A 25,140-nucleotide genomic window follows, 5' to 3' on the forward strand; every position below is an offset into this window, starting at 1 on the left:
CCATTAAGTTACTATTCGTTGTCATTCTAAAGAAGAAATGGTATAACTAAGTATTCTCTGACTTAGTTATACCATTTCTTTTGTCGGGGTGACCATTATCAAACTCTACATCTTGCGTCATCACCGGCGCTGATGATGTTGGGGTTATAATTACCATCAAGTTTCTCCAGTAGATACATATAAACGGGTAGTTGGTGTGCACAACCAAATCCGGTATTAGGATCGTGGTTTACATTGTGATCACCTGTTGAATCAATCTCGAAACCACCAGTGACGTGTGTATAGATATTGTTGTTATCTACAAGCCACACTGGAAGGTTAGGAACTTTATCTTCTGCATTATAGATACGAACGCATTCAGCGATGGTACTGCTAGCAGAAGAAGTAAATTTCTTGTCACCTGTCATGGGCGATGCAAAGGTACAGAGGCTAAGATTAAGCCTTTTCCCTAGCGTCAAAGTGGCGACTGCAGCAAAATAGGTAGCCACTGCAGCACCCAAACTATGCCCTGTTACGGTTACCCGTTGTTGGCCCGCTCCGCTCAAATATTTACCCAGATCGGTTGCAAGTTTGCTTAACGAAACGGGAGTAATGGGGTTTGCATCCTCTGGTAGGGATACAATCCTGCCTGTTTCAAAAATTTTGTAAAAGCCTTGTGGTACCTGGGCCTGGTTATTATACTCCCTAAATGGGACTGGAATAATATCCTCATCTGCTAAGGATTCAAATTGGTTTTGCGTACCTCGAATGGCTATCACATAATTTTTAGTCATCTTATGCTGTGCGATAAAACCAAAATAGGACCAGATATTTAAAAACTTGTCTTTTTCTGGTATCTGTATATTATACAGTATTCTGTATTTGTTGAGAAATGCCGGATTTAACAACAGGGCATAGGTAGGGTCCGCACATATGTCTTTATATGCATCCAGGGAAGGATTGGGATCTGGGTCTCCCCCCTTCTTCATCGCCTTTTTGTTAATACCGACCGCTATGGCGACGTAGCCACATATAGAGGTGGCTTCAGAATAGGAAATTGCTGCTGATTTTAATTGAGGTTCCATAGAATGTAATTATTAGAAGTGAAGAATGAAATACTTATTGATGTAAAACATCTATTTTGTGGTATATAAAGAGATGTATAACATTTATCTTTAGATATAGTTCAACTAACTACTTTTTTTCAATTGAACCACCGGGAGTTCGGTATAAGGCTCCTAGCCCATCACTCAAATAAATGTTAGACCAAACAAATGATTTCAAATGGAAAATATTTAAAAATGACATTAGATGTTTTGCCATTGTAAATATTGACGTGTCACCCAATTTATCCGGCCGAAATGAAATAAAAGAAAATTATTCCGGGAAGGGGTTTTATAGCCAGGGTTATATAGAAGAGGTCCCCGAATTTGGCTATCAATCCTGGAAACTTGCAGCAATAAAGGGTTTGGAATTTGCCTTTTCCTTAGTTGATACCAATTGGACAGTACAGATAAATAAAATAGAGGGGCGTGCCGTTACAGACACAAACCCGACCGTAGTAGGTTATACAATAATGATGTCATTCTTTGACAAAATAGGGTTTCAGCTGGACATTGAACAGATTGGTATTTTTGAAGATTTTGTTTCAAAAAGTTGGGCCAAACCGTATAAAGAACTCATCCCTGACTTTTTGAACCTGACATTTACGGAATATAAATGAAACTGAAAATTATAAATAACCCAATAAACCTATTACAGGATGTAGCATTTATTGTGGCGAACAAACCCTTTTCTGTGAGTTTAAAAAAGGCACTGAAGATGCAAAGGAAAAACTTAATTATTGTATATGACCGAAGAAGAATTTAATTAATCGTACTGTCTTGGATGGGTTCCCTTTAACCGTTGAATATTACTCCCCCCTTGGACTTTCGATGGACCCAATTAAATGTATTTTATGTCTGTTCGAAATCAGAAATAGGAAAATGAAATTATTTAATACAAAAAATGGTATAACTAAGCATTCCCTGATTTAATTATACCATTTTGTACATTGTCGGGGTGAGCCGACACTTTTCCAACTATTTTATAGCAGATTTGAGCAATACTATATAGTACATGGAAAAGAGAGGCAGGTTACAACTTATTATAATTTATAAATTGATTTTAAACACCATACAACCTATTGCTAATTAGTTTTTTAACTGTAACTTTCAAACCTCAATATTCCATCTATGAAATGTTTGTTTCTGATCCCTGTATTTTTGTTTTTGGGCATGGTTGCCTTTGGGCAAATAAAAGTCACCTCTCAGGGGCCAATATTTTCGAACGACGATAATCCTGGCATACAAAGAGTGTTACTTATGAAAAATGGCCAGACGTTTTATCTCTGTCTGAGTAAAGAATCATTGGTCGTTAGAATTTACTCTTCAAAGTTTACGGTAAAAGCTAACAAGAAATTATCTCCCCGTCTTGGTAAGGCATCCAGCTTTAAGATCAAAGGCCTATATGATATGAATGGAGATGTCATTCTATTGGTGAGTGCCGTGGTGGAGCACCAGTTAAAGTTGCAAAGAGTGATCATTGATGGTAATACAGGGGCTTTAAAGGACCAGAGTATTATTGGTGAGCTAGAGAAGGTGTCTTATTTCAAACTGGGTGGTGTGGCCTTTGGCGATGTGCCTGATCCAGATTTCTTTTCAGAAGAAATGCCGGAAGGGAATGGGTATGCGGTAGTGGCCATGAATAGTTTTCAGCCAGACAGAAGCAAGCGTATCGTTGTTTCTATATATGGTATAGATAACAAGGAGCTTAGCCATGCATTTTACAAATCTCCGGAGGAGAGGTATAAGTATATGCAATACTTAGGTATGGCCCCTATGGAGAAGAATAAGCTAGGGATACTGGCTTATGGTTATAATACAGCATCCTCAGGTGGCAAAGAGTGTGAGTTGATATATGGAACGCTTACTACAGGTGATACAACGCTGGAAATAGATAAACTGGGCACTTCCAAAAGAGCCTCTTCTTTTTCGATAGCGAGTTATAATGCATTGTCGAAAAAGATGTTGGTTGTAGAAAAGGTGGATAAGGAAGGATATACATCAACGGTAGTAGATCCTTATAATAAGACTGCTATTACAAAGATGAAGCTGAATAAGGAGCGGAACGATCTTCCAAGGAATATTTTTCCAAATGAAGATGGCTCCTTTACTATTCTGTATGAAGAATATGAGTTTTTTACAAATAATGGTCCTATCGTTAATTCCAGTCATTCACATTATGGAGACTTTTCCGTGAGTCTTATATCAAAAGATTGCACGCAGGAAATAGCAAATTATACTGTCCCCAGGAATTTCTGGCCCAGGCCGGGGAAAGATTTCCCATTGCCAGTACTAGCTGGTTATCTGAGTGCGGGCGAAAATAATTACCTGCTTCTAAATGATGATGCTGATAATGTAGAGCGTGTACAATCAGGCAAAAGAGTACATAAAGTAACCACGATGGATGATTGGAATGGATATTATTACACCCTGATCGGGAAGGATGAAGTGCCGAAGGTGGCTTCTCTTTTTGGAGAACCGGATGAAAAGCGGGAACATACTATGGGGGCTTATGCAGCTAGTGATTATAGAAAAGAAACAGGAATGTACGTAATAGTGAAACTAGAGCAGAGAGGGAAGGATACGAACTGGCGAATGGTATGGATGAAACCATAAATTGAAAAGGCGGTTTCATTCGTTAAAATGATATAATGCATTAATTTGATAATTACTTGTTTGTGAGTTATTCCCTGAGTAATATTTATACATAAATTGACTCAGGGAATAGCTCACATAATAACTTGATATTCTTTGATAGAACAAAAACAAAAAAGGAGACCAATTGATCTCCTTTTTTCCGGTTTTTGTCGGGAAGGATGGACAATTGTCGAACTCGTTTATTGAAGAATTATTGAAAATCAATGAATAGTATGCGTTAAATTCGTAGCATCTTTCCAATGTGCAAAAGGTAAATACAGGAAGAATGAATACATCTGCTATTGGATAACGAACTCTCCGACTTCAACTTTTTTAAACAAATTGATATCTTTTTCAAAATCGTCTGACCATAAAAAAGTTATTAAATATTTTCCCTTGTTTACTTTGTAATCGAAACAAATATGTGGATTCATCTTTTTCGGATTCCAGGTAATTACCTTAGTTCCATTGCCCCTTAATTTAAACATTGTAACGCCGGCAAACTCTTTACAATCAGGATTTAGAATGTCAAATACCTGTATATACCATTCTTTCTTCGCTTCAAAGTAAGAATACAGTTCGATGGCCTCTATAAATATTTCACGGGTAAGATTATTCTTCAGACAAAATTGAATAACTTCTCCTTTTTTGTATGACTTTTTCATCCCGGTAACGGAAACGGCATCCACAATGCTATCTTTCGCCTGGGCAGATACTTCAATACCCTTCATACATAACATCATTGAGATCACTATAAAAATTTTCATTATTTACTTTTTTTTAGATTATATAGTCCATTACTATTGCCTTAATGAGAAGCTGGCTGTTATTTAGGTGGGTCCTCTTTATAAGTACCTCCATTTGTGGATTGCTCCGGACTACTATAACGTACGACCACTTTAATGTCCTTCTCATTTGGATTGTTTTTCCTGTATTCTATAGCATATCAAATAGACCGGTTTCACATTCGTGACACCCGGCGGAATACCCTTTATGTGAGTCATGAAAGTAGAAGTCTGTTCGTCCCAGTGTATTAGTACCTTTTCTGGTTCCAACCTAGCCCTAAAATTACCCCAACTATGTCTGAAATCCTTGCTATTGTCTGATCTTCATCTACCCACATAACACCCACTGTTTCGATCCCTCCCTCTTTAGTAGGTGTCAGCGAATAACCAAGAGCATCCTTCACCGCCTTGGGATGTCTATCACGCGTTTTTTCGTTGATCAGTTTCGCCAGTGTTTCTAATCTTTCTGGTCTTTTGAATAATTTCATTTCCTGAATCTTTTCCATTACCTTATTCTTAGACTTTTGGCTCATCGCTGGTAATGTTAGTAATAAGATACCATTTTTAGTTGGCACTAATCCTGGTCGAAAACTGTACCCAAGAAAATCAAAGCTAACTGGCCGCTTTGTCTGAATCATTTTGTTATTAGGACTTATGCAGAAGACTATCTTGGTCTTTTCAGGACTAAGGTATAGTTGACATGCACTCATCCTTTCTGCGATTTTGCCTTGTATGTAAATTGCCTGAAGCTCGCTTTTACAATGTATAATGATATCATCACAGTATTGGAATTGCAAATGGTTACCTTTCAATTTCAGTATAGATGTGATAGCAATTTTTGTGAAGAGAAACAGTATTTTTATAAGAAAGTTTAGTAGTCTTTTGTCAAAGACGATTTGTTTTAGCTTTAATAAATAAGTATGATTCAGCCTAATGAGTTAAAGATAATAGTTCATGATAAGAAAATATGTTCTATTGAGAAAAATCCTCCTGAGGTAATATCCCGGGAATTTTTAAGAGATCTTGTGCAGGAGTATTTTACCATTACGAATACATTAGTAGTTACATGTTTTGTGTTTAAGAGTCCTGATTGGGCTATCAAAGAAAGAATAAATACATTAATAGACTCTTTAAGAGCCACCCCATATAAAAAAGATAAATCTGATTTTGGACTGTATTGGAAGATTGATATTCATCAGTTGGAAGAGATCCTTCAGCTTTGTATGGAGCTTTGGAGCTGTTATGAATTTGTAGGACTTGATTTCTTTTCAATTTCCGATCAGGAGGAGTTTGATAGGTTTATAACATTTAAAGGCTATCGGGGAGAGCTGCTGGAGAACTTTAACGGTTATGCAGTGATTTATATTAAAGATGATGCTTATGAGAAGACGGTAGGTGTATTGAAAAGCCCCACATTAAGGTATCCTGATTGGTATTATGAAATAAAACAGTAACGAGGTCGTAAATAGGTAAGGTCTGAGTAATCAGACTTTAACGGGTAAGAAATAACTGGGCTTAAATTTATTTCGAACTATTAATGTATTGATCTTCAATAAATCAGCAAGGAAATAATATACTCTAAATAACAAAACCTGCTCTGGTAGCAGGCTTTATTATTTTGTCGGGAAGGATGGACAATTGTCGAACTTTTTCATGGAAAGATTATTGAAAATCAACGAATGGCGTTACATAATAAATTGATATTTGAGTTTAAAGACTGCACTCAAAAACTGCCATTGTAAAAAACACCATCTCTGCCCCTATTTTACAAACGAGGGAAAAACCTACCTGAAAGCCAGGTATTCCTAAATCATCGAATGAAGATTCACTAAATCTCTGTAAATTAGATTACTGTACTGCATTTTTACTTTCGCATTGATAAAATTAAATTATCAACTTATTTTAAAGTAATGTCGAATGAAAAGTGGAGCAAATGGAATCTCATCGATTGAAAAATTTTTGAAAATCGAAATTCATAAAAAGAAAGAATTCCAGGATATTTTAGAACTGGTCGCCAGTTTGTGTGGAAAGCCTGTAGCTCTAATTGCTTTACTGGACGATGATTTTAATTGGTTAAAAGTTAAGCCTGGGTCAGATTTGGCAGTAATACCCCAGAAGACCTCTTACAACAATTATATAATTGATAAAGAGAATTTGTTAATAGTTCCAGATACTACAGTAGACAATAGCTTTAAGACTAATCCCCTGGTAAGCTCAGAACCCTATATTAGATTTTATGCAGGTGTACCAATTGTTATTAAAAATGGGATTAAACTAGGTACCTTATGTATTTACGATACTAAGCCCAACTGGATAGATGAAAAGCAGCAAGAAACACTTAAATTATTCGCGCGCCAGGTTTCTTGCCTACTGGAGTTGGAGTTGGGTTATAAAGAACTTCAGTATCATATAGCGGAAAAAGATGCAAAAAACAATGCACTGATGAAAGTAGCGCGGCTGCAATCACATCAAATCAGGCAACCGCTTACAACAATTATGAGTTTGATTAGCCTGTTTAAAGACGAATATCCTGATGTAGATCGTGAATGGTTAAGAATGTTTGAGCGGGCTACCAATAAATTTGACATAAAAATCAAGGAAATTGTTGCTGAATCTATTGCTGTGAGGGACCTAAGAGCAATCCGTTTTAATAAAATGGTAGAAGAGATCGATGATTACGCAATACTACTGCTGGACAAAAATGGCAAGGTGGAAAACTGGAACAAAGGCGCTGAAAAGATAAAAGGATATACTGCTGATGAGATCATTGGCAAACATTTCAGTGTTTTTTATTCTGAATACGATCAAAATAATCTCCGTCCACAAAGATTACTAAGCCAAGCCGAAAAAAGAGGAGTAGCCAAAGATGAGGGATGGCGTATAAGAAAAGATGGATCGAGATTTTGGGGAAGTATAATTATAACAGCCATACACGACGATTACGGAGAAGTAATAGGTTTCACGAAAGTAACACGCGATCTTACTGATATCATGGATACCAGAGATGCTCTTTGTGCATCAGAAGAACTATCGAAATACTTACTACTGCAAACTCAAAATTCTGTGTCCATTGGTGGCTGGGAGCTAAATATTGAGACTAACATTCTTCAATGGACAGCTATCACAAAGAGTATACATGGAGTTGATCCACAATATGTTCCTGAATTGGAAAGCGCAATCAATTTTTACAAACAGGGTTATAGCAGAGATAGTATTAAAAGAGCTGTAGAATTGGCTACTTCAGAAGGTATCTCTTGGGACTTAGAGCTGCAGATAGTAACAGCACAGGGAAATGAAAAATGGGTCAGGGCGACAGGAAGCTCTAACTATAAAGACGGTGTATGTACTAAAATATATGGTACTTTCCAGGACATTGATGAACGTAAACGAGAAAAGATTGAAACTTCAAGATCGCAAAAGCTATTCGAAGATATTTTGAACGCACCTAAAGGTATAGGAGTCTTCGCTATCGACATAAATGGAATCGTTACAGTCTTTAATAAAGGAGCCGAAATAATGCTTGGTTATACAGCAGATGAAGTAATAGGCAAACAATCTCTTGGACTGTTTTTATCTTACCCGGATAAAATAAAACGAGAAAAGAGGTCCGACATTAAGCTTGAAGGGATTGAGTCAACGCCCAAAATACTGGAAATGACGTTCACCGAACTACGGAATTGGACTTATGTAAGAAAGGATAGTAGCGAAATACAAATAAAATCAAATTTTACACCACTGAGAGACTCTAACGACAGTATTTATGGATACCTTGGTATTGCTATAGCACCCGGCTGGCACATTTAGCAAGATATTAAATAAAATCACATAGAAAGGCGGGATAAACAAATTGGTGCTTTGTTTTTAGGGACTATAAAAAAATAACTCTGAATTAAGGGGACTACACCGCCCAAAACACAAGAGGCTCGTAAAACCTATGTTCTACTTGCCTCTTAAAATCCTTTGATATTAATTCTGTCGGGACGGCAAGATTTGAACTTGCGACCTCCTGCTCCCAAAGCAGGCGCGATAACCAGACTACGCTACGCCCTGTAAAATACCCCATCAATCATGAAGTTGCTTCTTTGAACAAGCAGGAGTAATCCTCAGGAATAACCGGATCAACTGGTTTCTCCTGATCTATGTTTCTTGCTAACCAATTATACCTCTCTCTCCAAAGTTCTAAAATGTCAACTCTATTTTTTTTCAAAAATTCTGTAAGGAAATTCATTTTTCTCCGACCAATAAGGAAAACGCTTTAATGATGTCTCAGACTAAAATATTCAAATCAATTTACCTCATAGCAATCCATCCTTTTACATTGGGAGCTTTCAAAAAAGGTGGACTTATACATTTCCTGATCTCCTTTTTCCAATTCGTCGGGGTGAGCCGACACTTTTCGAACTTTTTAATAGAAGAACTAAATATATTGGCCAATACTTTTTAAAGTCTAAGCAGGAGTTCCTTACTATTAAAATACATAATACTACCTGGCCGTAGCCTGACCTTTTGAACAAAGTATATTCGGACGTTTAAACAAAGCTATCCAAAAGCAGCTGTGCTATTTTTGTTCCATCAAACAAATTAAAAATTTAAAAAATGGAACAAACAAATTACAACGGAGCATTACAGCATTCAATAGGATCAGGCTTCAACGCCACCTCAACAACAAGTGATGTGATCAAAGGTATTGACCTCACAGGAAAAATTGCCATTGTAACAGGGGGGAATACTGGCATTGGTTTAGAAACGACAAAAACACTGGCTGCTGCAGGAGCTACGGTTATTGTGCCTGCAAGAGATACAGCAAAAGCAAAGAAAAATCTGGCATCTGTTGTCAATGTAGAAATTGAACCCATGGACCTGATGGATCCGGCATCGATCGATGCATTTGCCGAAAAGTTTTTGGCTTCGGGTCGCCCCCTTCATTTACTTATCAATAATGCAGGTATTATGTGGGTGCCACTGCGTAAAGACAGTCGTGGTATTGAATCACAGTTAGCCACCAATTACCTGGCACAATTTCAACTAACCGCACGGCTTTGGCATGCACTAAAAAAAGCCGGCGGCGCCAGAGTGATCAACGTATCCTCACATGGTCATCAATTCGCCCCTTTCAATTTTGAGGACCCTAATTTTCTCAACCGTGAATACGAAACCCTGCAGGCGTATGGCCAATCAAAAACTGCCACCAATTTATTTGCGGTTGAATTAGACAATCTTGCCAAAGACTATAATGTAAGAGCATATTCATTGCACCCGGGTTCTATTGGTGGAACTGAATTAGGAAGAGAGGCACCACTGGAGCTGTTTCAAAACATGGGTTTTTGTGATGCAGAAGGCAATCTTTTACCAGAAGTAGCCGCCTCGTTAAAGACGATCCCACAGGGTGCAGCCACTACGGTTTGGTGTGCCACGAGTGCTTTATTAAATAACATAGGAGGGGTGTACTGCGAAGATGCAGACGTCGCCGAATTGACTGCCGACTCCTCCATGCCGACTGGCGTAAATCCCTATTCATTAGGTAAAGCCAACGCCAAACGCCTATGGGCATTAAGCGAAGAAATGACCGGCATTACTTTCCGCATTATTTAATCCACTTAAAAAAAATTAAATGATAAATTTAAAAAACAAAGTAGCCGTTATTACCGGTGGTAACAGTGGCATCGGGTATGCCACCGCAAAAGCGCTTAATGAAAAAGGCGTAACGGTCATCATCACCGGTAGAAGAAAAGAAGCGATTGAAAAGGCAGCCTCAACACTCAATGTAAGTGGGGTGGTGGCTGACCAATCCAACTTGTCCGACATTGACATGCTGGTTTCGGAAGTGAAAGCGAAATTTGGCAAAGTAGATATTTTACTTATCAATGCGGGCATTACAAAATTGGCCCCAATTGAATCGATGACTGAAAATGTGTTTGACGAAATAATGAATGTAAATTTCAAAGGGGCTTATTTTACACTGAGTAAACTTATTCCCATTTTAAATGATAACGCATCGGTGATATTTTTATCGTCAACATCTGCAACCATTTCTCCGCAAAGCGCATCGGTATATGCAGCAAGTAAATCTGCCATCAATGCTGTTATGAAAATTGCAGCCCTTGAATTGGCTTCCCGTAAAATTCGTGTGAATGCAGTTAGCCCCGGACCTGTTGCTACTGAAATCATGAATAAAATAGGACTGGATGCTACGCTTGAGGAGCAACTCATTGGTAGTATCCCACTATCAAGATTAGGGAAGGCCAATGAAGTAGCCAATTTGATAACCTATTTATCGGGCGACGAATCTTCATTTATTACAGGGGCAAATTTCGTAATTGATGGTGGTCAATCCATATAAATGATTATCATGATTATTTCTATTTTTGTATTCATAATTACCCGTCTGAACGAAAGACAATCAAAAAAATAAGATATGGAATATCAGGCAAAATATATAACCGAGGATATTAAACTCTCTTGTTACGAAGACAAGTTTTTTAAATCAGATATTATGTTTGACCATCATATGCTCATTTGGTTTATTTCGGGAGAGACCAAGATCGTACAGTCAGATGCGACTTACTTTTTTAAAAAAGGCGATATATTTTTGATACCCAGAAATCAACTGGCAACCATCATAAATTATCCCAAAGACGGGCAGCCCCACAAAACTGTGGTGATGCACTTGTCAACCAAAAGGCTTAGCGAATTTTACGTCAACCTGCCTGTAAAACCTAAAGCCTCAGAATCGCAGAAAATATATACATTCAACCACCATCCACTGCTTGAAAGTTGTTTGGCGTCCCTGATCCCGTACTTTGAAATGAAAGAACTTCCCGAAAATATTGCATCATTGAAAATTACAGAAGCCATCAGTATCCTCAGGGCGATAGACAAAGGGATAGACAACGTGTTGGCGAACTTTGAAGAACCCGGGAAAATAGATCTGGCAGACTATATGGAAAAGAATTTTATGTTCAACCTGCCATTAGAAAAATTCGGTTATCTAACGGGTCGTAGCTTAACAACTTTCAAACGGGATTTTAGTAAACAATTCAACACTACACCTCAGCGCTGGCTTACGCAAAAGCGATTGGAACTGGCACACTATCATTTTGTTGAAAAGAAAAAGAAACCTATTGACGTGTACTACGAAGTTGGTTTTGAAAACTTATCGCACTTTTCCTATGCATTCAAAAAACATTTTGGGTACTCACCGACCCACCTGGTTGGATGATAGTAATCTTAGCAAGAAAATAGGGCTGTTGGGTTCAAAATAGCCCTCCTGTCAAGCGATAATAAAAGAGCATACCGGCAGGTGTCCTTCTTCCAAAACAAAATAGCACCGTGGAAAATGCTAATTGGGATTAACCGGCTATTGTTCTCTGTGATAGAACAATAAACCGTAGAAACTTTCGCCCAAAAACAAAAAAGGAGATCAATTACTTGATCTCCTTTTTCCGGTCGGGGCGGCAAGATTCGAACTTGCGACCTCCTGCTCCCAAAGCAGGCGCGATAACCGGACTACGCTACGCCCCGTTTCCGCTCACTATTTTTCGTAGTTGGGAGTGCAAAAATAATAACCTTTTTTCAAGTTGCTAAACTTTTTTTCAAAAAAATGCATTTGCCCACCTAAAATCGTCATTTATGACAACACATATCCGGGTTTTATCACTTCAAATACTTGTTTAATTCTTCCACTAACAGGTAAACAGTGGTGCATGGGCATTGGTCTGAGTAATTCCGATCCCCCCGATAAGCTTCATGAAGACGTCTGGCACGACGAATTGCAAGTTCCTGTGAAGCCCCATTTAATCCTTGATGACGATCGTAATGTCCTTTACAAAACGCTTTTGCTTTTGCCTCATTATGAAAGCTATCCAGTTCCCATCTATCTTTTAGAATTGTATATAAATCCCGTCGGTTTACATTCGCGTGAAGCTCAACATAATGAAGCGCAAACCAGCGTTCAAAAGCATCATTTGAGCATGCCACTTTCAGGCCATTATCCTGCGCTCTTGTAATCGAGCTATTGAAATCGTTTGGCTGAGTTGAAGCTTCGTCTGGTTTAACATCATAATCAAAAACACACCAAATCTCGCGTCCTGCATGTTCCTCCTCTTGTTGCATTTTTAATGCATAATCTACAAGGGAATTTTTGGAATTCTACCCTCCAATTATTAAAACAGTTTTAGAAGGAACAAGAAAGCCTTGAAAGTAAAATGGCTCAGTATTCTCCCCTTCACAAATGATTAGAAATGTTTTGTTTTTATCAATTTGCTCCTCTTTATAAGCATTGCCCCCGATAAAATTAATTGAACGAAGATATGCCTCATTAGCCCGGGCCTTGCTGGGTTTATTATATCCCATCCTGATCAGATTTATGCTTAACTACCCAATCAATTTTGTCCAGATAAGGTATAGCAGAATAAGAACCGTTCAAGTATTCTTTATCATAAGAGGCATCTTTTCTAACCCCTTTATATTCTATTAGATTAGTTAAAGTACTAATGCCATACTTATCTTTATTTACAAAACAAATTTGATCCCTCCTCAGCTTTGCCCGTTTTAACAGACTTGCATCATGAGTTACAAAAATTAATTGTGCATGCCTGGGATTAGTTTCAGAATTATTGAAGAGCTCAACAATCTTTAATGTCAGATTAGGATGAAAGCGCGCGTCAAACTCGTCTATAATAATGATTCTTCCCTCCCATAGAGCTTCTAATATAAGCGCACCAACACTAAATAGTTTCGCAGTTCCTTCAGATTCCCATTCCCCGAAAGGAACGATAATCTTATCAACTACCTCTCCTTCTTCGTTAAATTTGGAATGAACAGAAAAAAGACTGACCGGCTTTCTTTTATTGCCGTCCATGGAAGTACTGATTTCCTTTTTCATTTCCAATTCAACTAAATGTTCTGGTAATTCAGCTATTTCCAAATCTTCAATCCCTGTATCTGCCGCCCTTAACAGACTTTTAATAGCTTCCTTCTGCTGCTCGTCACCTTCAACCATGGCTGTCATCGCATATTTTAATGCAGAGTCATCATAAACTCCATCAACTGCCATAATTCTACGTATATCATCCCGAATGCCACCTAAAAATTTATTTCCCGAAAGCGCTGCTGCAGTCAGAAAAAGAGAATCAGTTCGAAAAAGCTCACTATCTCCACTTTGGGCCTGCTTAATAAAATTATCCATTGCCGGCAACTCCTTTTCATTGATATTCATGCCTTCAGGAGTTCGCATAAATATTTCTGCCTGATGCTCGCCTGTTCCTGAATACAGCCACTCATAGGTGACCTTACCACTCAAAATTTGAAAGCCGTAGCGGTAAACTATACTTTTGTGCAACATGATATATTGGAAAAATACAGGTTGGTCATCCCAGTTTGAAAGTAACTGAAAGCGATCATTCCATAAACCCTTTGGAATACCTTCTACAGCAACCGATCTGCTAACCATAAAACAAAAAGCAGCCATTGCTTTGGCAAGATTACTCTTCCCACTGGCATTACTCCCAAAAATCGCCTTCGATTTCAATAGTCGTAACGACTGTTCCTCAAAAACATGCCCTTCTTCTAATCCACTATCATTACTACGCAAGGGAGTGGCTTCAAGGCTAAATTTTTGAAGATCTCTGAAAGACCGGAAATTCCCAAAGTGAAATTCTATAAACATGAAACAAATCTACCTTATTTATTTGTGAAAAAATCACAAATGGTAGTTTTAAGGTCTTGAAAAGCTATTCTTTTAACCAATTCCCCCCCTCACCCTTATTTTCAAGAGTTGAGGATAAATTGATTTAAAAGAAACGTTCTTTCATTCTTAACAATACAGAATTTGAAATAGAAAATGAGGAAATGCTGGTTAACAGTTCAATCTTTAAAAATTATCAGATTATGCCGTAGCCTACCTTGTTGTATTGCAAAAAATTATCTCAACTTATGAAAGTCTTCTCTTATTTCGGAATTACCTTCGAACTAACCTCGCTGCCTTGAATATGGTTATAAAGTTTCGCGTTGCTTCCCATTATCTCAAATAAAAGATGGATTACATTTCAGGTCAAACTATACAAAGGTCTTCTTTACAACTCAGACTATCATCTGCCAAGAAACCTGTTCGAACTTTTCAGAACATATAGATTTGGTACTGGATTTATCGATGCCTCTCTACAGCATGGCGTTCTAGCTCCGTGAAGGCTAAAGAACAGCTTCAAAAAAATCGTATTCCCGGATGGAATTTTCTATAGTTTGGGAAATAGGGCATTTCGAACTGAGAAGGTAAATAGCGTGTTCGCTATAATTGCAGGCCTGAACAGCGTTTCAGAGGGGGACAAAATAAAACAGGGTAGTATTTCTACTACCCTGTCTGTTCAAGTCGGGGCGGCAAGATTCGAACTTGCGACCTCCTGCTCCCAAAGCAGGCGCGATAACCGGACTACGCTACGCCCCGCGATCCTTTTTCTCTCTTTCCTCACTACCATTCTTCGTCGTTGGGGATGCAAAGATAGGATTTGTTCAATTCATTCCAAATATTTTTTAAAAAATCTTGCGAAAATCTTTCCGCCCCCTATTTTTCACCCCTATTTTTCCAGGGTTTTCTATACTGTTTGTTCGAATCTCCTATACTCATTCTATACTCTTTCTATACTCATTCTATACTATTTCTATACTCGTTCTATACTCGTTCTTCGCCGCTAGTTCGTCGCTAGTTCGCTGCTTGTTCGCTTAAAACCTTTCCCCAATTTTTTATATTTTTACCCCAATCCTGTGAAAAAATGAATGCCAAACTATTCCTCCGCCACCTATTCCTATCCACCTGTCTCCTGACAGCCGCCGCCGCCTTTGGTCAAAAACCGGAAGCCATCCGCCTTACCCAAAGAGAAATCCGCTTCGACAACAACTGGCTCTTCCAAAAGGACTCCCTAAAAAAGACCGTCCAGCTACCTCACGACTGGAGCATCGAAGACCTCCCTCATCAAAACGACTCTACCATCATAGGGCCTTTCTACAAATACAGCCCCAATAAAGAACAAGGCGCCTACACGGTAGGCGGCACCGCCTGGTACAGGAAATCGTTTACCCTCCCTGAACTTAACGGCCACCTGCTCCACATCCACTTCGACGGCGTTTACATGAACAGCGAAGTATGGATCAATGGCCACCTCCTCGGCAATCACCATTATGGCTATACTCCCTTTACCTACGACCTGACTCCCTACCTCTCTCCAGCAGGAAAAGTCAATACCATCGAGGTACAAGTTAAAAACGAAGGTCTCAACTCCCGCTGGTACACCGGCTCCGGCATCTACCGCCATGTATACCTGGTCTATTTACCAGCACTACACCTGGATGTGGAAAACATCGCTATCACCACAAAACAGGATGCAATCGAGGACATAAAAAACACTATTCAGGATTCCAATTCCATCATCCCCCCCACAAAAGCAACAACTCAATACACCACAAAAACTACAGGTCAGGACGCCAATATTATTTTCCCCACCACCAACCCTACATTCCAGGCTACCATCCAGGTCAATACCACCATCCCCGAAGGTACCCACCTTCACCTCCGCCTACTCGACACCACCAATACCGTCGTAGCTGAATCAAATACCAACACTATCACCATCAATAACCCACAACTTTGGTCACCAAACCGCCCTTATCGTTATAAAACCGAAATAACCCTCCAAAAAGACAATACACCCCTCGATAAAGTCATTATTCCAACCGGTATCAGAGAAGTCAAAATTGACCCTAAAATTGGCCTTTTAATCAATGGTACCCGCACTCTCCTCAGAGGTGCCAACATCCACCACGACAATGGCCTCCTCGGTGCCGCCGCCTTTGATCGTGCCGAAGAAAGGAAAATCGTGCTGCTGAAAGAAAATGGTTTCAACGCCATCCGTACCAGCCATAATCCTCCCTCTCCCAAATTCCTGGAAGTGTGTGACAGCCTCGGTATGCTCGTCATCGACGAAGCCTTCGATACCTGGGAAGATGAAAAAACACCTTTCGACTACTCCCGTTACTTCCGCGACAATCATACTAAAGACCTCGAATCCATGATTCGTCGCGACAGAAACCACCCCTCCATCATTATGTGGAGCATTGGGAATGAAATCCCTGAAAGAGCAGAATTCAGAGGCCTCCTTCTTACCAAAGAACTCAGCGCTACCATCAAATCACTCGATACTACCCGCCTCATCACCGCCGCTTTCAACAACTTTGGCCGTGGCTCCCTCAAATGGGAAGATGCAGATGCACCCCTCGCTCTCCTGGATGTGGCTGGGTATAACTACCTCTGGGGCAATTATTACCTCGATAAAAAGAGAGTACCCAACCGTATCATGGTGGGCACTGAAAGCACCGTGCAGGATTTACAAAATGCCTGGAATCATGTAGAAGGGTTAAACTGGATCATCGGTGATTTTGCCTGGGCAGGCATGGACTACCTTGGAGAAGCCGGTATCGGACACACCATTCACGGTGATAAAGACAGCGCACGCCTTACCTGGCCATGGTTCAATGCATGGTGCGGCGACCTCGATATTACAGGCGAGAAAAAACCACAATCATTTTACAGAGATGTAGTATGGAGAAGGAGCCCTATCGAAATACTCGTACACTCACCAGATACAACCAAAGAAAAAACCAGTTTCTGGGGATGGCCGGATGAACTCCCTCGCTGGTCATATCCTGAACACCTGAGAAAACCTTTGAAAGTGAGAGTCTTTACCCGTGCCAAATATGTAAAATTTGAGCAAAACGGAGAAGTGCTGGCGACTAAAGAAACGGCTACTGACCTGACAGCTACTTTCGATGTACTGGTGAAACCCGGAACCATCGTAGCCAATGCACTGGATAGAAATAGAAAGCCGATAGGAATGAGGTACCTCGTATCTACCTCCGAACCTGCCGCCATTGCGTTAGGTGCTGATACTACCACCATTCAGGCAGACCCTGAATCGCTTTCCTATATCAATGTAGCGATAATGGACGCTGAAGGGAATGTAGTACCTTATGCCGACCTGAAATTAAATATCAGGATCTCAGGACCGGCTGTGCTTGCAGGAGCAGGAAGTGGGTGTCCAAATAGAATGGCCAGTTTTCAGCAGCCAACACTTACCACCTTTAGGGGGAAAGGATTGATTATCCTGCGGAATACCGGCCATGCTGGAAAGATTAAAGTAGAAGTAACCGGTGATCACTTGAAAACAGGATATATCACCGTGAAAGTAAAATAGAATAAAGTAAAGTAGAAATAGAAAGCAATCGTGAATGCATAACTTAAAGTTACCAGATAGTCGATAAGTCGATAAGGCAATTAGAAACTGATCCAATAACCTCACCTACATCTTATCACCTAAGCTATAATTCAATCTGTAATCGATTTAATCCATAACATTAAATACCTGATCCCTAATGTATCACTATCGCATCATCCCCCTCATGCATCACTATCGGATGCTTAATCTGCCTGCGCCCTATCACCAACACCACCACCGACATCACCGCTGTACCTGCCATAATCATCACCATCGGCAACGCCGTATGACTATCAAACAAACTCACCCCCACTGACGCCAACGCACCTATTCCCATCTGCGTAGCCCCCATCAACGCCGCCGCACTACCCGCATGCTTCTTAAAAGGTGCGATAGACAATGCCGACGTATTTGGATTCGCAAAACCCACACAACTCAAAAATATAAATAACAACCCTATCACCTGCGGTAACTGATACCAACCCTGGTATTCTCCCACCAAAAACAATATCCCCGTCAATGCCTGCGCAATCACCGCCACCTTTACCACCTGATCACTTCTATAACGACGCAGCACCCAACTGTTTACCTGGCTAGACCCAATCAACCCCACCGATAACCCCGCAAAGATCCATCCATACACCGTCTTATCCAGGTGAAAGATCTCCATAAACACCACCGGCGAACCCGATACATAAGCAAACAATCCCGCAAATGCAAACGACCCCGACAAAGTATAAGTATAAAACTGTGGCTCTTTAATCACTACCAGAAAATTGCTAATTATCGGCCCCGGCTTTAAAGACATATTCACATCCGGCTCATAACTCTCCGGCAATAAAAATATACTCGCCAATAATACCAACACCCCCAATCCACCTAATATTATAAACACCGCATGCCATCCCAATGCCAACGTTACATAACCACCCACTGTAGGCGCAATCATTGGAGAAGCCCCTACTACCAGCATCAACAATGCAAATACCCTCGCATTCTGTTCCACCGGAAACAAATCCCTCACCATCGCAATCGCAGCTACTGCCGCTGCACAACTACCAATAGCCTGGAAGAAACGTAATATCACCAACCCCTGCAGACTATGCACACATGTACATCCTGCAGATGCTAAAATGTAAAGGCAAAGCCCAAAATACAGCGGCTTCTTCCGACCAAAACGATCTAAAAGTGGTCCGTACAATAACTGTCCGGCAGAGATACCGATAAAATAACTGGATAAGGAAAGGCCAACTTCTGCGGTAGTCACCCCCAGGTCTTTTGCAATGGAGTCAAAGCCTGGAAGATACATATCAATAGAGAAGGGTCCTAATGCTGTCAGTGATCCTAAAATAAAAATAAGAAGGGATTTCCCGCGCGACGAGGATTCCGATGTTTGCATAGCTCGTGATTAATTCACGAAATTAACCTGCTTTCAGCGAAAAAAAGCTTTTACATTATGGTAAAAGCTTTTTTAAATTAAAAATGAAAATATTTAAAGTGGATGAACGCTCTCTTACTTAAAAAAACCGCCCGCCGTGGTCATCTTCTCTACCCATATCCCACACCCCTTCGGCAACACAAACTCACTCACCCCCACTCTATTCACCCTCGGATTCCAATCATACGTATACCCCATCCTCGTCCATGGATAATGCGCGCCACCCGGTGCCAGTGGCTGAAAGTAAGATGAAATAATATACCCGTTAAACCACGCCTTATACTCCTCCGATACACCAGCTGACAATACCGGACCCGCATGTGTCGTCGTCACATCCGGATTACCCGCAGGTCTATACAACTTACCCGCCGGTACCCATACCTGTGCGATATACTTATTGCCATTCACTGGCGGTAACCCCAGCATCTGGCTCAAACGCAACAACGTATCTGAAGTTGGTGAAAACGTACTTCCCAACCTGTACTTCATCTGGTTGGGAATGAATAACCACATCTCTCCCCAACTATTGTTGATCGAATCTCCGGGAGGAAAGCTATTAGGATACTTCATAAAAGTACCCATCAACACATACTGCTGTCCGTTAATCGTTTTCCACTGTAGTACAGGATTCCCTGCAGTGATCGTCTGCAGCGTGTCGATTGTTTTAGTGGTGTCTGCGATCATCGCCTGGTTAATGGACCTGTTATAAACTTTGTCCAACGGCTCGTTGCTACCATACCCATCCCGGGTGGTTCTACAGGCAACCGCCAATAGGGCGATCAGCATCAAATTGCGAAAGGTCTTCATGTCGGGGTGTAATTTAGTCAAAGTTAACATCCTCAAATGGGATATTGTTCACTTTGCCACATTTATATGTAGGTCAACTAGTTACACAAAAAAGGCTGTCGTAACTGACAGCCTTCTCATTTATGCTAAATACTTCAATATCGCAATCATATCCTCATCTCCCAATCCCTCCTTCACCGCACCCTCCAACGCCTTATTCAATGTCACTCCTGCCGGCGTATCCATTCCCTGCGCTATCGCCAACCTGATATCCTTCGCCAACAACTTCAATGCAAACGCTGGTGCAAAATTTCCATTAATAATCCCCGGCGTCTTTATCTTCGTAATACCACTCCCTACAGCACCTTCATTAATCAGCGGTAACAACTTATCAGGCCCTATACCATGCTTTTGAGCAAATATCACCGCCTCTGCCAATCCCTGCACTGTAATTCCCAGAAACGCATTGATGGCCAGTTTCGCATAGTTCCCCGCACCATTATCCCCCAACAACGTAGCCGACTTACCCAAACTATCAAATACCGGTTTCGCCCTTTCAAAATCCGCCTCATTCCCACCTACCAATATTATCAACTGACGATCTTCCGCAGGTTTTACACTCCCGGATACAGGCGCATCCAGATAAGCAATTCCCTTTTCTCTGACACGAGCCGCCATTGCCCTCGTTGTATCCGGAGATACCGTACTCATATCAATCGCCAGTAATCCATCAGCTAACGGTGCTGCCAGCAACTGATCCCAGATCTCCTGCAACGCCGCATCATCCGACACCATCGTAATAACACAATCTACATCCTTCACAAGTTCCGCCGGTGTTGCAGCTACCGTCACACCAGTTTCCTTTGCAAATTCATTTGCCTTTGCTACCGTGCGGTTATACACCTTCACATCAAATCCTGCCTTTACCAGGTTCTTCACCATAGGTTTACCCATGTTACCGAGTCCTGCCCATCCTATTTTCATAATACCAGTTTAAAAAAAATGCCGCAAAAATTTGCGACATTAAGTTACTGTGCAATTTTTAAAGCGGGGATATTTTCTTCAGGAAGTTGGAATACATTTCCTTTCAACTGTTGGCACAAACTATCTAATTCAGCTACCACTGCATCTTTTGTTTTGTTATAACACGCCAGGTCTACGTCCTTTGTTTTTTCCAGCACAAAGTAATATTGTTTTACATTCCCGAATGTCTCTAATAAGATCGTGGAGACATGAGGGTCCCTGCCCTGTCGAAGGTTAGAGATTTGCCTGGCAGTAAGTAGTGATGCCACATCCATCAACATCATACGCAGTTCGAAACTACTGTTCGCATCGCGGTAATGTTCTGCCGCTATCCGTTCTTTTATCTGCAGGATCTCTATCATAGTACATATGTATAAAAAATACCATTAGTTCAATTTTCAAACCAGGCACTATTTAGATACAATATTAACATAATACAAACAAATACCACAAAACAAAGAAAATATTACACAATACCGTGGAGGAGATTCTCCACAATTTGGGGGCATAAAAAAACGCTTTTGCCCCCTAAAAGACAAAAGCGTTTAACATAATTAATTTCACTTATTTCAAATAAGAACGCAGGAACCATGCCCACTCCTCATGCTCCTTCAATACCCCTGTCAGGAAATCTGCGGTACCCGTATCCTTATACTCATCCTCCACCTTCTCTATATTCGCACGCACGCCACGAATAAGCGTCTCATGGTCATCCAGCAAATTCTTAATCTGGGTATTCTGATCATTCGTATAATCCCCTTCCTGCAGGTTAGCCAGTTTCAGGTAATCTGCCAGGCGGCCTTCGGCATAATGTCCAATCTTACGTACACGCTCCGCTACCCCATCAATCGTTTCTGCCAGTTCTGTGTACAGTCTTTCATACAACTTATGCAACTCCATAAAACTTGGACTCTCGATGTTCCAATGGTAATTGCGTGTCTTCGCAAATAACACCTGTTCATCTGCCAGTAATTGATTTAAGATAAGGGCAACAGCCTGCGTGTTCTTTTCGCTGATTCCAATATTAGCTTTCATATCAAAATTGTTTATATTTTACTTAATCCTTAATTTTTGTAGCATTTCTGTTGTAAGAGTATCCGCTGATGGACCATAGCCCGATACCAGTATACCTTTCAGGCCATTTTTACACTCAATAGCATATACCGCTGCCTCGTCCGACGGATCCGAATTACCCTCATACCGGTACACATCCACGATACTGAAATCATCCACATGAATCTTATCTTCCGACGATACGATATAATTGTCTTCCAGATTAAAATCAATAGTAAAGCCTTTTTTCTTCAAAGCGGCAATAGCATTGGTAACAGTATCATAATGCAATTGGTGTTCCATAAATTAAATATTTAACAAAGTGAGCATATTCACATTCTTCCGCAGGAGCAGGGGATACTTTCAAACAGTATGCTATATTAAGCATTTTTGTCCAAACACAGAAGGCCGCTCCTTGACAGAAACGGCCAATTACAATCAAGCTCCACTGTATGAATAAAGGAAGGAATGAACATTTTTCCATTGAAACAAAGCTAACTCCCTAAACAGCTACTGTCAATTGACAAAACATATTATCTGTTGTACTTTTCGTGGGTACAACCTAAATTCTCACCTTTAGTGACCACCCCGCCAATATTCACCTCTCATTACAAACCAATAATCAGGTTTCACCACATAAAATCATTACCCGCATTTTTTCAGATAATGCACTGCGATTTATAAAGACTTATTTTATATAAAATCGCCCTTAGACCAGTTAAGAATCCGAAAGTTTAATCTTAACCGGTTACTTTTTTTTAACGTAAAAAAGACCTTTTATTTTACCTCAACAATCCTACTCTTTACCGACAAAACTCGCTTCCAATCACGATTGTAGATACATTTACAAAAGCGACCAACACAAATATTTAATTAAACATCGTGCCATGGAAAGAAAAATCTTCTTGAAAAACACCCTCGCTGCTTTAGGTTTAGCAGCCGTTGCCCCACTGGCAGTATCGTCCTGCGGAAAAGACACAGATACGACTACCAGCACAGACGGTACTACCACTGACAGCACCACTACCAACACTGGTAGTACAACTACATCCTGCACTGTTACAGACACTGAAACAGCAGGACCATATCCTACCAAAACCCCATCTTCCTATGTAAGAAGTAACATTGTCGATGGTCAATCCGGTGTACCACTCACTGTGAAAATTACCATCGCCAATACAAATAACAGTTGTGCAGCACTCTCCGGTGCACTGGTAGATATATGGCATTGCACCGCTGTGGGCTACTACTCTGAATATGTAGTAAACCCCGGTGGTGGATATTCCAGTGTTGACTATACCTCTTCTCACTTTCTGAGAGGACGTCAAACAACCGATTCCAGCGGATTAGTTACTTTCACCAGTATCTTCCCAGGTTGGTATTCAGGCAGAGCGCCACACATCCATGTGCATGTGTACAATAGCAGCGGTACATCTCTGCTCATCACCCAGATCGCGTTCCCAACTGATGTTTGTAACACGGTGTACACCACTGCTACTGACTACATAGCTCACGGTACACAGGATACATCCAACACCTCCGATACGATATTCAGTGACTCCCTTACCAATGAACTCGCTACTGTAACAGGTAGTGTCTCGGCCGGCTATACACTGACTCACACTATCTACGTCGCGGCATAAATTCATGGTAAGAGCGTGTATCAAAAAAAGATGCACGCTCTTTTCAATAAAGATACCTCCGCTCATAACTACAGGAACAATGAAATCCATCCGCCTCATATATCGCAAACTCATCGACGCATCGAATACCAAACCATGGGATCAAATGCTCTTCGAAGGCTCGTGGTATGAATACCTGCTACAGGCACAAACATTCAATCCCGAAAAAAAGTACAACACCTTCGCTGAACTTATCGCCAACGTACCCAATGCAGACAGGATCCACTTTCTCGTTACACCTGCCATCATCGGCTACCTCAAACAACTGAATGGGAGAGTACCTGATATCACCAACAGCATTGGTAAAACGTTTTTACCATTCAAAAATTTCAAGTTCGAAATCGTCAACTCTGACATCACAGATAAAAAGAAACACCAGGTAGCAGTGAACTTCATTTCTGAACCGCTCATCTGGCATGATACTATCGGCAACCAGCTGCTGGTCACTATTAACAACGAACCGGAGAATGGTGAAACGCTCACAGAAATGTTCACCATGCAACCATTCTTAAGTATTTATTCTATTCAATCATGATACCACAATCAAAAGGAAAAATGTACCTGTCTGATGAACGCGGCTACAACGAAATGCCTTGGTTCCGTACATACAATACATTCAACTTCGGCAGGTATTTCAATGAACACAAACAACCGTTTGGTGCACTCTATGTACTGAATGAAGATGTATTAGCTGGTGGCAATGGTTTTCGCATGGAAATCGAAACAGCTTCTGACATTATACTGCTACCCATTGTAGGCGCCATCACCTTCTCTACTGATGACGGACATAATGGTTTGCTGGAAGCGGGGCAGGTAGAGGTGCTCCACCTCATACGGGGTACTTCATTCGAAGTACGTAATCCATACGAAAATGACTTAGTGAAGTTCCTGCAATTATGGATCAAAGCCCCAACAGCAACGTCAGCTACATTGACCACTTTTGACCTCAGCCATAAAGATCAGTTGCACACACTCATAAGTAATGACACCTATTCATTGTCTATCGGAAAATTTAATGGCAGGGCTGAAACCAACTACCCACTAAAAGATAAGTCCAAAGGGGTATTCGTATTTAATATAGAAGGGGCTTTTGAAGTGCAGTACAGACTGCTGCATAATGGCGACGGGCTTGCTTTGTGGGATGTAGATGCAATAGAAATGGAGGCGTTGTCGAGTGATGCCATCATCCTGCTACTGGAAGTCGCTATGTAAAAAAAGCCCCGGGTAATCAGTCCGGGGCCGCATTTTCATCACTCTTCCAATTTACCATCTTCATAAGGAGGTCTTGTTTACGCATACCTATTTCCTACCCTATAGTATGAGAAGAATGTTCACTAAGATAAAATATTGTTTATCACTGACTGATGATGCGAATCAGCAAATGCTGTGATA

Annotated in this window: 23 protein-coding genes, 3 tRNA genes and 1 pseudogene; 11 read left to right on the plus strand and 16 right to left on the minus strand. The window is 40.6% G+C overall.

Translation table 11 applies throughout. From position 1 onward, the window contains the following. Positions 1–98: 98 nt before the first annotated feature. Positions 99–1,064 carry a lipase family protein gene (locus SIO70_RS01680; RefSeq protein ID WP_320578871.1) on the minus strand — a complete coding sequence of 322 codons (966 nt, stop codon included), beginning with the start codon at positions 1,062–1,064 and terminating at the stop codon, positions 99–101. Between the two features lie 173 nt (positions 1,065–1,237). On the opposite strand from SIO70_RS01680, the gene SIO70_RS01685 reads away from it, so the two are divergent. Both SIO70_RS01685 and SIO70_RS01690 read left to right on the plus strand, forming a co-directional pair. After that, positions 1,238–1,702, plus strand: a complete 465-nt coding sequence (locus tag SIO70_RS01685; RefSeq protein ID WP_320578873.1) for a hypothetical protein — start codon at positions 1,238–1,240, stop codon at positions 1,700–1,702. A gap of 511 nt (positions 1,703–2,213) precedes the next feature. Then, positions 2,214–3,698 carry a hypothetical protein gene (locus SIO70_RS01690; RefSeq protein WP_320578874.1) on the plus strand — a complete coding sequence of 495 codons (1,485 nt, stop codon included), beginning with the start codon at positions 2,214–2,216 and terminating at the stop codon, positions 3,696–3,698. Between the two features lie 320 nt (positions 3,699–4,018). On the opposite strand, the gene SIO70_RS01695 is transcribed toward SIO70_RS01690, so the two are convergent. The 3 genes and pseudogenes from SIO70_RS01695 to SIO70_RS33315 form a co-directional block, all read right to left on the minus strand. Beyond that, on the minus strand, positions 4,019–4,450 hold the full coding sequence (locus SIO70_RS01695; protein WP_320578876.1) for a hypothetical protein: 432 nt from the start codon (positions 4,448–4,450) through the stop codon (positions 4,019–4,021). 302 nt (positions 4,451–4,752) lie between these two features. Next, the gene (locus SIO70_RS01700; protein ID WP_320578878.1) at positions 4,753–5,142 is read right to left on the minus strand and encodes a hypothetical protein; all 390 of its coding nucleotides are present in this window, start codon (positions 5,140–5,142) and stop codon (positions 4,753–4,755) included. Between the two features lie 12 nt (positions 5,143–5,154). Further along, a pseudogene (locus SIO70_RS33315) lies at positions 5,155–5,316 on the minus strand (group II intron reverse transcriptase/maturase); the annotation flags it as partial. Between the two features lie 108 nt (positions 5,317–5,424). On the opposite strand from SIO70_RS33315, the gene SIO70_RS01705 reads away from it, so the two are divergent. Further along, complete coding sequence (locus tag SIO70_RS01705) at positions 5,425–5,958, plus strand: hypothetical protein (RefSeq protein WP_320578880.1); 534 nt, start codon at positions 5,425–5,427, stop codon at positions 5,956–5,958. A gap of 463 nt (positions 5,959–6,421) precedes the next feature. Then, on the plus strand, positions 6,422–8,308 hold the full coding sequence (locus tag SIO70_RS01710; RefSeq protein WP_320578882.1) for a PAS domain S-box protein: 1,887 nt from the start codon (positions 6,422–6,424) through the stop codon (positions 8,306–8,308). A 171-nt stretch (positions 8,309–8,479) separates the two neighbouring features. Here the strand turns inward: SIO70_RS01710 and SIO70_RS01715 are convergent. After that, positions 8,480–8,554: transfer RNA gene (locus tag SIO70_RS01715), tRNA-Pro, on the minus strand. 546 nt (positions 8,555–9,100) lie between these two features. Here SIO70_RS01715 and SIO70_RS01720 point away from each other — a divergent pair. The 3 genes from SIO70_RS01720 to SIO70_RS01730 all read left to right on the plus strand — a co-directional run bounded on the left by SIO70_RS01720 (position 9,101) and on the right by SIO70_RS01730 (position 11,723). Beyond that, positions 9,101–10,096, plus strand: coding sequence for an SDR family NAD(P)-dependent oxidoreductase (locus SIO70_RS01720; protein WP_320578884.1), 996 nt, complete (start codon positions 9,101–9,103; stop codon positions 10,094–10,096). A gap of 19 nt (positions 10,097–10,115) precedes the next feature. Further along, positions 10,116–10,844 (plus strand): SDR family NAD(P)-dependent oxidoreductase, encoded by a 729-nt coding sequence (locus SIO70_RS01725; RefSeq protein ID WP_320578887.1) that lies wholly within the window; start codon positions 10,116–10,118, stop codon positions 10,842–10,844. Between the two features lie 153 nt (positions 10,845–10,997). Continuing rightward, complete coding sequence (locus SIO70_RS01730) at positions 10,998–11,723, plus strand: AraC family transcriptional regulator (RefSeq protein ID WP_320578889.1); 726 nt, start codon at positions 10,998–11,000, stop codon at positions 11,721–11,723. A gap of 227 nt (positions 11,724–11,950) precedes the next feature. On the opposite strand, the gene SIO70_RS01735 is transcribed toward SIO70_RS01730, so the two are convergent. The 5 genes from SIO70_RS01735 to SIO70_RS01755 form a co-directional block, all read right to left on the minus strand. Beyond that, positions 11,951–12,025 (minus strand) — tRNA-Pro (locus tag SIO70_RS01735). Between the two features lie 132 nt (positions 12,026–12,157). Then, entirely contained in the window at positions 12,158–12,616 is a 459-nt protein-coding gene (locus tag SIO70_RS01740) for an RloB family protein (protein ID WP_320578890.1), read from the minus strand. Positions 12,617–12,652: 36 nt separating this feature from the next. Beyond that, a complete protein-coding gene (locus SIO70_RS01745) occupies positions 12,653–12,856 on the minus strand; it encodes a hypothetical protein (RefSeq protein ID WP_320578892.1) in 204 nt (67 codons plus the stop codon). Beyond that, the gene (locus SIO70_RS01750) at positions 12,846–14,171 is read right to left on the minus strand and encodes an ATP-binding protein (RefSeq protein WP_320578894.1); all 1,326 of its coding nucleotides are present in this window, start codon (positions 14,169–14,171) and stop codon (positions 12,846–12,848) included. The genes SIO70_RS01745 and SIO70_RS01750 overlap by 11 nt, the downstream gene beginning before the upstream one ends. A 699-nt stretch (positions 14,172–14,870) precedes the next feature. Further along, a tRNA-Pro gene (locus SIO70_RS01755) sits at positions 14,871–14,945 on the minus strand. 325 nt (positions 14,946–15,270) lie between these two features. Between SIO70_RS01755 and SIO70_RS01760 the strand changes: the two genes are divergently transcribed. Continuing rightward, positions 15,271–17,745 (plus strand): glycoside hydrolase family 2 TIM barrel-domain containing protein, encoded by a 2,475-nt coding sequence (locus SIO70_RS01760; RefSeq protein WP_320578896.1) that lies wholly within the window; start codon positions 15,271–15,273, stop codon positions 17,743–17,745. Between the two features lie 175 nt (positions 17,746–17,920). Here the strand turns inward: SIO70_RS01760 and SIO70_RS01765 are convergent, their stop codons facing one another. The 6 genes from SIO70_RS01765 to SIO70_RS01790 form a co-directional block, all read right to left on the minus strand. Further along, complete coding sequence (locus SIO70_RS01765) at positions 17,921–19,165, minus strand: multidrug effflux MFS transporter (RefSeq protein WP_320578898.1); 1,245 nt, start codon at positions 19,163–19,165, stop codon at positions 17,921–17,923. Positions 19,166–19,279: 114 nt separating this feature from the next. After that, positions 19,280–20,011 carry a hypothetical protein gene (locus SIO70_RS01770; protein WP_320578900.1) on the minus strand — a complete coding sequence of 244 codons (732 nt, stop codon included), beginning with the start codon at positions 20,009–20,011 and terminating at the stop codon, positions 19,280–19,282. Between the two features lie 120 nt (positions 20,012–20,131). Continuing rightward, the gene (locus SIO70_RS01775; protein WP_320578901.1) at positions 20,132–20,974 is read right to left on the minus strand and encodes an NAD(P)-dependent oxidoreductase; all 843 of its coding nucleotides are present in this window, start codon (positions 20,972–20,974) and stop codon (positions 20,132–20,134) included. Between the two features lie 44 nt (positions 20,975–21,018). After that, positions 21,019–21,375, minus strand: a complete 357-nt coding sequence (locus SIO70_RS01780; RefSeq protein WP_320578903.1) for a hypothetical protein — start codon at positions 21,373–21,375, stop codon at positions 21,019–21,021. A gap of 202 nt (positions 21,376–21,577) precedes the next feature. Beyond that, positions 21,578–22,048: a DNA starvation/stationary phase protection protein gene (locus SIO70_RS01785; protein ID WP_320578904.1), complete on the minus strand. Its 471-nt coding sequence runs from the start codon at positions 22,046–22,048 to the stop codon at positions 21,578–21,580. Between the two features lie 18 nt (positions 22,049–22,066). Continuing rightward, the gene (locus SIO70_RS01790) at positions 22,067–22,369 is read right to left on the minus strand and encodes a hypothetical protein (protein ID WP_320578907.1); all 303 of its coding nucleotides are present in this window, start codon (positions 22,367–22,369) and stop codon (positions 22,067–22,069) included. 584 nt (positions 22,370–22,953) lie between these two features. Here SIO70_RS01790 and SIO70_RS01795 point away from each other — a divergent pair. The 3 genes from SIO70_RS01795 to SIO70_RS01805 all read left to right on the plus strand — a co-directional run bounded on the left by SIO70_RS01795 (position 22,954) and on the right by SIO70_RS01805 (position 24,960). Beyond that, the gene (locus tag SIO70_RS01795; RefSeq protein WP_320578909.1) at positions 22,954–23,709 is read left to right on the plus strand and encodes an intradiol ring-cleavage dioxygenase; all 756 of its coding nucleotides are present in this window, start codon (positions 22,954–22,956) and stop codon (positions 23,707–23,709) included. A gap of 79 nt (positions 23,710–23,788) precedes the next feature. Beyond that, the gene (locus tag SIO70_RS01800; protein WP_320578911.1) at positions 23,789–24,283 is read left to right on the plus strand and encodes a hypothetical protein; all 495 of its coding nucleotides are present in this window, start codon (positions 23,789–23,791) and stop codon (positions 24,281–24,283) included. Further along, on the plus strand, positions 24,280–24,960 hold the full coding sequence (locus tag SIO70_RS01805) for a pirin family protein (protein WP_320578913.1): 681 nt from the start codon (positions 24,280–24,282) through the stop codon (positions 24,958–24,960). Before SIO70_RS01800 ends, SIO70_RS01805 begins: the two co-directional genes overlap by 4 nt. Positions 24,961–25,140 lie beyond the last annotated feature (180 nt).

It is taken from the genome of Chitinophaga sancti (genome assembly GCF_034087045.1).
Classification (GTDB): Bacteria; Bacteroidota; Bacteroidia; order Chitinophagales; family Chitinophagaceae; genus Chitinophaga; species Chitinophaga sancti_B.